At 34.5% G+C, this 10,446-nt stretch carries 8 protein-coding genes and 1 riboswitch; of the genes, 3 read left to right on the top strand and 5 right to left on the bottom strand.

What is annotated here, in order from left to right:
• Window positions 1-255: 255 nt before the first annotated feature.
• A complete protein-coding gene (gene budA / locus KA858_RS01015) occupies window positions 256-960 on the bottom strand; it encodes an acetolactate decarboxylase (RefSeq protein WP_210134778.1) in 705 nt (234 codons plus the stop codon).
• Window positions 961-994: 34 nt separating this feature from the next.
• Window positions 995-2,659 carry an acetolactate synthase AlsS gene (gene alsS, locus KA858_RS01010; RefSeq protein WP_107629170.1) on the bottom strand — a complete coding sequence of 555 codons (1,665 nt, stop codon included), beginning with the start codon at window positions 2,657-2,659 and terminating at the stop codon, window positions 995-997.
• A 739-nt stretch (window positions 2,660-3,398) separates the two neighbouring features.
• Between alsS and KA858_RS01005 the strand changes: the two genes are divergently transcribed.
• Complete coding sequence (locus tag KA858_RS01005; RefSeq protein WP_053028895.1) at window positions 3,399-4,850, top strand: APC family permease; 1,452 nt, start codon at window positions 3,399-3,401, stop codon at window positions 4,848-4,850.
• Between the two features lie 68 nt (window positions 4,851-4,918).
• On the opposite strand, the gene KA858_RS01000 is transcribed toward KA858_RS01005, so the two are convergent.
• Together KA858_RS01000 and KA858_RS00995 are read right to left on the bottom strand one after the other, a co-directional pair.
• Complete coding sequence (locus KA858_RS01000; RefSeq protein WP_053028896.1) at window positions 4,919-6,256, bottom strand: aspartate aminotransferase family protein; 1,338 nt, start codon at window positions 6,254-6,256, stop codon at window positions 4,919-4,921.
• Window positions 6,257-6,505: 249 nt separating this feature from the next.
• Complete coding sequence (locus KA858_RS00995) at window positions 6,506-7,321, bottom strand: MetQ/NlpA family ABC transporter substrate-binding protein (RefSeq protein WP_210134777.1); 816 nt, start codon at window positions 7,319-7,321, stop codon at window positions 6,506-6,508.
• A gap of 111 nt (window positions 7,322-7,432) precedes the next feature.
• A riboswitch (SAM riboswitch) is annotated at window positions 7,433-7,539 on the bottom strand.
• Window positions 7,540-7,680: 141 nt separating this feature from the next.
• Here KA858_RS00995 and KA858_RS00990 point away from each other — a divergent pair.
• Window positions 7,681-8,112 (top strand): hypothetical protein, encoded by a 432-nt coding sequence (locus KA858_RS00990; protein WP_210134779.1) that lies wholly within the window; start codon window positions 7,681-7,683, stop codon window positions 8,110-8,112.
• A gap of 197 nt (window positions 8,113-8,309) precedes the next feature.
• Complete coding sequence (locus KA858_RS13020) at window positions 8,310-8,939, top strand: cell surface protein (protein ID WP_210134776.1); 630 nt, start codon at window positions 8,310-8,312, stop codon at window positions 8,937-8,939.
• Window positions 8,940-8,993: 54 nt separating this feature from the next.
• Here the strand turns inward: KA858_RS13020 and KA858_RS00980 are convergent, their stop codons facing one another.
• Window positions 8,994-10,319, bottom strand: coding sequence for a putative glycoside hydrolase (locus KA858_RS00980; protein ID WP_210134775.1), 1,326 nt, complete (start codon window positions 10,317-10,319; stop codon window positions 8,994-8,996).
• Window positions 10,320-10,446: the final 127 nt, after the last annotated feature.

The raw sequence follows: 10,446 nt of genomic DNA, 5'->3' as shown, positions 1-10,446 counted from the left end.
CCGACTCCCAGCTTGCTTTGCTTGTAAAATCACTTTCGTGATTTTTTGTGTTGGGGCCCCGACTCCCAACTTGCTTTGCTTGTAGAATTTCTTAGTGAAATTCTCTTTGTTGGGGCCCCGCCCGCAAGGATGACTAGGACTGAGAAAAGCTTGATTTAAGCGTCTTCTCAGTTCAGTCAGCTACTGCGAATTTGCAAAATAGCTTCATTATATTATTTTTGTCCCAGCCTCTTCTTCTTTAGGTATAATTATTAGTTACTCAGTTTCTCTAATTTCTGCATCAACATCCGCATAATCAATTTCTGTTTCTGTAAATGTTTTATTATTGATTGGGAAGTGTTGTTCAAATGTTTCAAAGTTTTGAATTTCCACTGTGACATCATCCACTTCAAAATCTAATACATGGCCGCCAAAGTTGCGATCATCATTAGCGAAATGAATATGAAAACCAGCAGACCCAATACCATGGAACAACTCAGGTGTGAAGAAACCAATGATTGTTCCCTTAATATCTTCACGTGTTTCCTCTGGTTGTCTACGTGCTGAATCAATCAATCTAGTATACGGTGGCTCTTGTTTAGGCATCATACGTACATGCATTTTTTTAAATGTGCCACTTATTTTCACTGCAGAAAATAGATTATCACTTAACATATGTTCCTTAACTTCATTTAATACGTTTTCAGAATCCTTATCTGAGGTTTGATAAGATTGGTCTGCTTCAAAACGTGTAATCGTTGCGTATGGTGTCATTTCATCGCCATTCAATTTCTTAAATTCTTTATGTTCATTGGCATGAAATGCTTCACCATTTAAAAAGATAACCTCACCATTAGAACCAGTTAATGTCGCTAGCCCTGAATCACCATGTTCTAATAGTTCATTGATAGATGCAGTTCCTTCTAATAGACCTGCCATTAATGTACCTAACGTACCATGTTGATATAATACGTGACTCATTGAATATTCACTCCTAAGTTTGTTTATCTAAAAATTAATTTAAAGAATCTGGTAATACATTTGTTGATAACTTGATATTATCTTTATAATTAACTGGAATATCAATTAATACTGGGCCATCAGTTTCATAGCCTTCTTTTAATGCTGCTTCTAATTCTGCTTGGCTAGTAACACGTAACCCTTTAGCACCAAATGATTCAGCATATTTCACATAATCAACTGGTCCAAATTCAACACCAGCTGAACGTTTATATTTCATTTCTTCTTGGAATTCTACCATATTATATTTACCATCATTCCAAATTAATTGGATGATGTTTAATTTTTTGCGTACGGCTGTTTCTAAATCTTGACCTGAGAATAAGAAACCGCCATCTCCTGCTACTGACACAACTTGTGTATTTGGACGTACTAACGCAGCTGCAATTGCCCAAGGTAAAGCAACACCAAGTGTTTGCATACCATTACTAAATAATAAGTGTCTTGGATTATAACTTCTAAATTTACGTGCCATCCAAATATAATGACTACCCACATCGACAGTAACTGTAGTATCGTCAGTTAATGTGTTTTGCATTGTTTCAATAATTTCTAATGGATGCATCACACCATCTTCATGAGTGTATTTAATACCTGTTGCTTCAATAACATCTGCTCTTAAACGTTCTAAGTCATCTAAACGACTTTGATTAATGATTGGTTCATGCACATTCTCAGATAATAATTGAATCGTACCTGCAATATTACCAATTAATTCTTTTTTAGGACGTAAGAAGTTTGTAATTTCGGCTTGTACTTCATCAATAACAATGATTTCTGTTTCAAGTTCTTTGTTCCAGTTACTTGCTTCATATTCAATTGGATCATACCCTATTGTAACGACTAAATCAGCTTTTCTTAATAATTCGTCACCCACTTGGTTACGGAATAATCCTACACGTCCGAAGAAGTGATTTTCTAACTCACGGTTAAGCACACCTGCACCTTGGAATGTTTCAACAACTGGTAAATTTGATTTCGCAACTAATTGACGAATGGCTTCTGTTTCTTTCTCACTTGAACTTCTCATACCTACTAGCAACACTGGGAATTTAGCATGTTTTATCGCTTTAATTACATCTTGAATGTCTTCTAAATTTGGAACACCTAATTGTGGTTGTTCACATAAATCAATTGCTTTAGATGTTACAGGTGATTCGATAACATCTTGCGGAATACTGATAAAACTTGCACCATTTTTACCTGAAGTCGCTGTACGGATAGCGTTTGTCATTACTTCAGAAAGAGACTCAGGATCTTGTACTTCTGCGCTATATTTTGTAGATGATCTTAAAAGAGAAGCATTATCTACTGCTTGATGTGTCATACGTAATAAGTCATTACGTTTAACTTGGCCACCGATAGCCAACACTGGATCTCCTTCTGATGTAGCAGTTAATAATCCAGTTGTTAAGTTACTCACGCCTGGGCCACTTGTAACTAATGCCACACCTGGTTTACCAGTTAAACGTCCGATTCCTTGCGCCATCATAGCAGCATTTTGTTCATGGCGTGTCACAATAAGTTCTGGACCATCATCTTCAAGTGCGTTAAAGAGATAATCGATTTTTGCTCCTGGAATACCAAATACATAATCCACATTATTATTTTTTAAAGTATCAATGACCATATCTGCAGCAGAGTAGTTTTCTTTAGTCATCTAAATTCATATCCTTTCAAAGTCCAATTATTTTTTAATATTAAAAAGAAGCCACATACATGCCTATTTTTAAGGGAAAAAGAGGGAAAGACTTAGTTACATGAGTTGTGGCTTCTTTATATTTAAAGTTACTTCATTATTTCATTGTTGCTAGTAATCTCAGTTAGGGATGCATATTCAAATGCGAGATGGGAGTCTTCTATTTATGTCAAGAGGTGTAACAAATCATAAAGTTCAACACTTAAGCGTTGATACAATATAAGGGGATGGATTTATTACACATAATAGAAGCATTTGAATATGATGTAACTTTATTACATGACTCATTATAGTATGTGCGTAACTATTAATAAAATACATATTTCCGATAGAACCTATTCCATAATGGAATAGGTCAACAAAGTTTAATTTTTTAGTAAAAAATAGCTAAAAAAAGGTCTAATTACTTGACTTATTCTAAGTTTTTAGCATATTATTCTCAGCCAAAAGACCACTTTTTATATTATAAGTATAATTTTACCCTTTTTAGTTGTTTTTATTTCTTTTTAATCTGTTATAATCAAATCTATCATTTAAAATTTCCTTGTTATACTCTGTCATTTTATAAAAAGTAAGAAAACTTAAAATTTTCAGAAATTTTAGACAAAAATATAAAGTTTTATGCTAAGATAATAAATATTCTAGAGCTAACAAGCTAATCTTATAACTCATTTTATTAAGTAAGTGGAGGTTCATGATTATGGCCAGTTTTTTCAAAAATTTAACTCGAAAAGAAGATCCCACAATCTATCAAAATAAAGATGGGCACTTGAAACGTACATTACGTGTTCGAGATTTTCTTGCATTAGGTGTTGGTACAATTGTATCAACTGCAATATTCACATTACCTGGTGTTGTTGCAGCTGAACATGCAGGTCCTGCCGTTGCATTATCATTCTTATTAGCAGCAATTGTAGCAGGTTTAGTTGCCTTCTCATATGCTGAAATGGCATCAACTATGCCTTTCGCTGGTTCTGCGTATTCTTGGATTAACGTTTTATTTGGCGAATTTTCAGGTTGGGTAGCAGGTTGGGCACTTTTAGCTGAGTACTTTATTGCCGTTGCCTTTGTAGCATCCGGATTCTCAGCAAATTTAAGAGGACTTATCTCCCCTTTAGGTATTGTATTGCCTAAAGCTTTATCCAATCCGTTTGGCGCTGATGGTGGCGTCATAGACATTATCGCGGCTGTAGTTATCATTATTACTGCAATTATTTTATCACGTGGTATGACTGAGACTGCACGTATTGAGAACATCTTAGTTATCTTAAAAGTATTAGCAATTGTATTATTCATTATCGTAGGTTTAACAGCCATTCAAGCATCCAATTATGTACCATTTATCCCAGAACATAAAGTCACTGAAAATGGTGATTTCGGTGGTTGGCAAGGTATTTATGCTGGGGTTTCAATGATATTTTTAGCTTATATCGGCTTTGACTCTATTGCAGCTAACTCTGCAGAAGCAATCAATCCGCAAAGAACAATGCCACGTGGTATTCTTGGTTCATTAGCTGTAGCACTTGTATTATTCGTAGGTGTAGCATTAGTATTAGTAGGTATGTTCCATTACTCTAAATATGCTGGCAATGCAGAGCCTGTAGGTTGGGCACTACGTCAAAGTGGTCATGGCATTATCGCGGCTGTCATTCAAGCAATTTCAGTAATAGGTATGTTCACCGCTTTAATTGGTATGATGTTAGCAGGATCACGTTTACTTTATTCATTCGGTCGTGATGGTTTATTACCATCATGGTTATCTAAATTAAACCATAAGCACTTACCAAACAGAGCACTTTTAATACTTACTATTATTGGTGTATTAATTGGTTCAATGTTCCCATTCGCATTCTTAGCACAACTTATTTCTGCCGGAACATTAGTTGCATTCATGTTTGTATCTCTTGCAATGTATCGACTAAGAAAACGTGAAGGTAAAGATTTACCCGTACCGTCATTTAAAGTACCGTTCTTCCCAGTACTACCAATTATTACATTCATTTTAGTATTACTTGTATTCTGGGGATTAAGCTTCGATGCTAAACTATATACTTTAATTTGGTTTGTCGTTGGTATCATCATCTATTTAAGTTATGGTGTTCGACATTCTAAGAAAAATGAAGAAAAAGAGTACATCGTACCGAAAGATTAATATCATCAAATAAATTGAAAAGGTAGCGAGACAATGATGCCATTGTCTCGCTACCTTTTCTTGATATATTACCATCCTTGACCATCTATATTATAAGTATCAAGTTGTCCATCTTGTAATGCTTGTAACGCATCTTCTATCGTATCTAACGCATAGTCTAATTGTTCGTACGTAATGACTAATGGTGGCTGGAAACGAAGCACATTGCCAGCTACTGCAATCAGTACAAGACCATGATCAAAGCAATAATTACATATCTTTAGCGCTTCTTCTGAGGCTCTCGTTTTCATTTGTTTATCTGACACTATATCAACGCCAATAGATAAACCTTTACCACGTACATCTCCGACAAATTGATAGTTATCAACCCATTTGTCCATTCGATTGCGTACATAGGCGCCTTTTTCTAAGCTAGCAGTTAGTAATGCGTCATCTTCAATCATTTTCAATGTTGCTAAAGCCGCTTCACAACTTACAGGATTGGCACCAGTGGTAAATAGATGCGCCGGTGCTTCAAGCGTTTCAATGATTTCTTTGCGACCAACAATCGCAGACATCGGTAACCCACCAGCTAATGATTTGCCAAATGTGATTAAATCCGGTGTGAAATTAAAGTGATCAATTGAACTCCATGTACCTGTGCGGCCTAGACCTTGTTGGATATCATCTACAGCAATTAAAATGCCATGTTCACGACATAATGATTCTAACGCCTCAAAGTAACCCTCTACTGGCTCTAGCAAACCACCATCACCTTGAATCGTTTCTACGACAATACATGCAACTTCTTCTGCTGGCACATATTTGGCGAACATTTCTTTAAGTGGTGCAAGATACGCTTCTACTGTATTAGGATTAGGTTGTTCATACATACCTCTATACTTATCTGGAAACGGAATATGATAAAAGCCATTTAATAAAGGACCATAATGCTTGCGCATATTTAAGCTAATGGCTGACATCGATAGTGACCCAAATGTTGAACCATGATAGGCATTCGTAAAACTAATGATATACGGTCTACCAGTATACGCTCTCGCAAATTTAATAATGCCATCATTGGCGTCAGATCCACTCAATCCAAACGTCACACGTTTTTCATAATCACCTGGCGCAATATCACATAGTTTCTTAGATAATTTCACTGCTGGTTCATGATACATATATGCAGGTGTATAATGAATCAATTTCTCAGCTTGTTTCTGAATCGCTTCAATTACCGGTTTAGGTGCATGCCCTACATTTTGCGAGCTCGCGCTTGCTAATAAATCAATGTATTCTTTACCATCCACATCTACGAGTGTCGCACCATAACCATGATCAATGGCTAATGGGTAATATTTAATTCTTCCTGATGCCGCAAAGTACTTCCCATCTTCTTGTATTAATTCCTCTGCTTTACTCATATTGACTCATCCTCCCATAATCGACCATCCCTTTTACATCCCTCTCTTTGAAAAGTCTCCGGCCATCTTAATAAACAATGGTTTATTGATAATATTCAATATCTTACTAATAATTGTCAGATTTGTAAATATTTTCTGAATAATCAAAAATAATTATAATTTGCTGTTTTTAGTATTTTTGATGATAAATATTTATTAAAAAAGCGAACCCACAAAGCAATCGCTTTGTGGGCCAATAAAGCTATAGGATTATTTACTTTCGTATGGAATGACATCGTCTCCATATTCTTTTTGAATATAGTCTTTAATTTCTTTAGATTGCATGACTTTTAATAATTCTTGGAACTTCTTATCATTTTTATGTCCTTCTTGAACTGCGATAATGTTGGCAAATGGTGATGATTTACCTTCCATTACAATTGCATCTTTAGACGGTTTTAAACCATTATCAATGGCATAGTTGGAATTCATAATGACTGCTGCACCTTCACCGTTTTTATATGTTTTAGGTAAAAACTCAGCACCTTGTTGATGATTAAATTTTAAATTCTTTTTGTTTTCTGCAATATCTTCAAACTTGGCGTCTTCAATTTTGACACCTTTTTTCAACTTAATCAGACCTTCATCTACAAAGAAAGATAAAAATCGTCCTTCCTCTGCAGGGTTATTTGAAACATAGATCGTTGATCCTTCAGGAATATCTTTCAAATGTTTATATTTTTTACTATAGACACCCATTGGCGTTGTAAATACTTTACCTAATTCTTCTATTTTATAACCATGACTTTTCTTCTCAGCATTTAGATACGGTACGTGTTGGAAGAAGTTAGCATCTACATCGCCTTTATCTAATAATTTATTTGGTACCTTATAATCATTAACCTCTTTAACTTCTAGATCATAACCTTTTTTCTTTAATTGTTCTTTAGCTTTCTTCAACACATCTCCATGGGGTGCAGGTGAAGCAGCAACTGTGATTGTCTTATCATCCTCTTTATCTTTGCCACATCCTGCTAACACGATAATTAAAACTAAAATACTGATCATACTTAACCATTTTCTCATGTATATCGACACCTCTTTTTTAAAATGATTCAACTACACTTCAACTCTTAAATAGTTAGAAGACATAAAAAAATACTTTCTATTATTTAAGAGAAAGTATCGATACACTTTCTCTTATCTCTTAAAGTATTGTCTACTTTATGTGAATTAGCACCATTTCGTTACACGACGGTTGCTGGGCTTCTCAGGGCACATCCCTCCACCACTCTTGATAAGAGTTAACAAGTTTTATTGAATTGATATTATATTAGCATTGGATCAAGCTTGGGTCAATATCATTTTTTAAATATTCTAAATTTTTAAAATGTGTAAGTTGTTTTACTGTAGGGAATAGCTTGTTAAACACATTCGAAGGGTTGATGATTATGTTACGTTACAGCTATCACTTACTTAGTGCATTGTTCATTAGTATTTTATTATTACTTATCATGTTTGTCATGGATGTGGTGATGCATACGACACACCTTACTTTGCTATTAATCAACATTGATTTCATCGCAGATCCTAATAAGACACCACTTATTTTAGAACTTTTAATTCATATCATTATTGGATTTTGTATTTACATAACGTTTCTAATTATTTATCTGTTATTCAAATCTTTATACAAATTAAGTTATCTCTTATTAATGATTATTTTTCTAATCTTATACCCATTACTTATTACGTTGGCTGAACGTTCACTGTTCCAATTTAATTGGGTAGAGTATGCCTTATGGATGATCGCACACTTGATATTCACTTTACTGATGGCATGGTCGATTCCTTATTTTTCTAAAAAGAAATGGTAAGTTGATAACCATGCACGTTATATAAACAATCGCTTATAGTCATTAAAACATTACTATTGTAAATTTAACTTTACAAATACGCCGTTCTTTAAGCTAATTTAAAGTTTCAATATGGTTTACTTTAATCCCCTATTTTAATTAAATCTGAGTGTTACACTAACGTTGTAAAAGATAAATAATGAAATGGGGTTTTCATTGTGGTGAAGGTTTCTCTATTTGCGTCAACACTTTTAACAAGTACGGTAATATTATCTGCGTTTAACGGACAACATGCACTCGCAGCTGATGTAGTGACGAAGGACAATGCACAAGAAATTGCTTCGGAAGCATTATCAAATAGTGGTGGTAATCCAGATTTACAAAACTTTGGCAAAGCAATTGATAAAGGGGACTATTTCAAAATTGAAAGCCACAATAAGGCAAATGCTGGTATAGGTGTCTATAAAGTTTATAAAAATGGCCAAGTCGAATATAAAAATGATAGATACAGTAACTTCAATCGACTTCAAAGTGGAGAAACATATGTTGAACACGGTATTGCGAATGCCGCTGAATTAGATGACCGACAAGAAGCAGCGTCAAAAGTCAATTCCGTAGATTGTGCACGTGAATTAAATACTTACTATGTTGGTAACGTTAAATCTAATGAAGTACCATCGTCTCAATCAGATCAAAAGCAAGAAAACCATCATAGTACAAATAATCAATCTTCATTACCTGAAACTGGTCATTCAGACAGTGAACAATCCACTCAATTATTAGGTAGCATTTTCTTATTACTAGGCGGTGCGTTAATAGCTAAACAATCTCATAAAAAAATCTCATAGAAAAATCTCATAGAAAAAGCACGAGATGACTTCAAAGTCATCTCGCTTTTTTTATTATTGATTGCTGTTCCCATTCTCTTCATTAGTATCTGTTTTATTGTCGTCTTTATTGTCTTGCTGTTTTGTATCTTGCTCTACACCTTCTGGGTCACGTTCTTTCGCGCTACCTTTTTTAGGATTATAGTTTGCACCTTCAGTGTATTCGTTGCCGGCATTCCATAGTAAGAACTCATTCACACCATTATCTTTTAAAGCCTGAACTTGTTCAGATACTGCTTTCGCATCATAATCAATATAATTACCATCACCTAAATATGATGCTGTGAAATCTTGAATCCATGGACGAGAAATTGGTTTGTTCTTACCAAGTGAATCTAATAAGTTATTTTCTTTTTGAATATATCGATTCACTGTTTTATATGGTTCTGTATCTGGCGCTTGTAAACCAAAGTCACCATTGCTCCAATGTGATGGATAAATCATTGATGAAATTGCGTCTACATTTTCAGATATTTTAGGGAAACTTTGACCAATACCAGGTGCATTTTTAACTAATGCAGAATAGCCAAATACGTCTGCCGATACGTTAACACCCATTGGTTTCAACTCTTTATTAGCGTGTTCTAAGAATTTCGTAATGGTATCCACACGTTGATCGCCAGAACTTAACTTGCTATTTTTATAGTCACCTTTACTATAAGTTAGACTGTCTGCTTCATTTTCAAAGCCTTCTGGGAAACGCACGTAGTCAAATTGAATATCTTGGAAACCGGCTTTAGCTGCCGCTTTGGCTACATCAATGTCGTAGTCCCAAACTTCTTTCATAAATGGGTTAACGAAGCTATCACCTTTACCATTTGTCCAAACTGAGCCATCACTTTCTTTAAATGACCACTCCGGATGTTCTTCAGCTAATTTAGTATCCTTAAATGTAACGATACGAGCAATTGGATAAATATTGTTATCATGCAATTTTTTCAACAATTTCTTACCATCTACAATATCTAATGTGTTCTTATCCACTTGCTTGTTGCCAGTGTTAAGATTCATTGTTATGTTACCTTCATCATCTTTAACATCGATGACCATAGTATTTAAATTGGAATCTTTAATAAATTTGATTAACTCATCGATTTTATCGCCTTGTGTCGAATTGCTTGTGACATAAATTCCTTTAACGCCATCTTTAGGGTAATCGACTTTATTCTCATTCTTGTTTTTGTCATTATTCTGTTTTAATTTTTCACTTTGACTGTTAGTTTGTTCGTTCTTCTGGCTGTCCCCTTTTTGCCCGCTACTAGATGAATTATCACCATTACTGCACGCAGCGAGTAACAAAGCACTTGTTGTTAATACAGCAAATAATTTGTTCTTTTTCATTCCCTTAGCCTCCGAATATGCTTTATATGTATAATTAGGTTCTCATTATTTAGAATAGTAAGCGATTTAAATAGTTTAATTATCCTAAATAAGAGAACCTAACTTTCCTTTAGAATAGCATATTTTT

It is taken from the genome of Staphylococcus sp. GDX8P80P (genome assembly GCF_017893095.1).
In the GTDB taxonomy this organism is placed as follows: domain Bacteria; phylum Bacillota; class Bacilli; order Staphylococcales; family Staphylococcaceae; genus Staphylococcus; species Staphylococcus borealis.
Note: the sequence above shows the minus strand (reverse complement) of the source record. Positions and strands in the feature narration are given on the sequence as shown.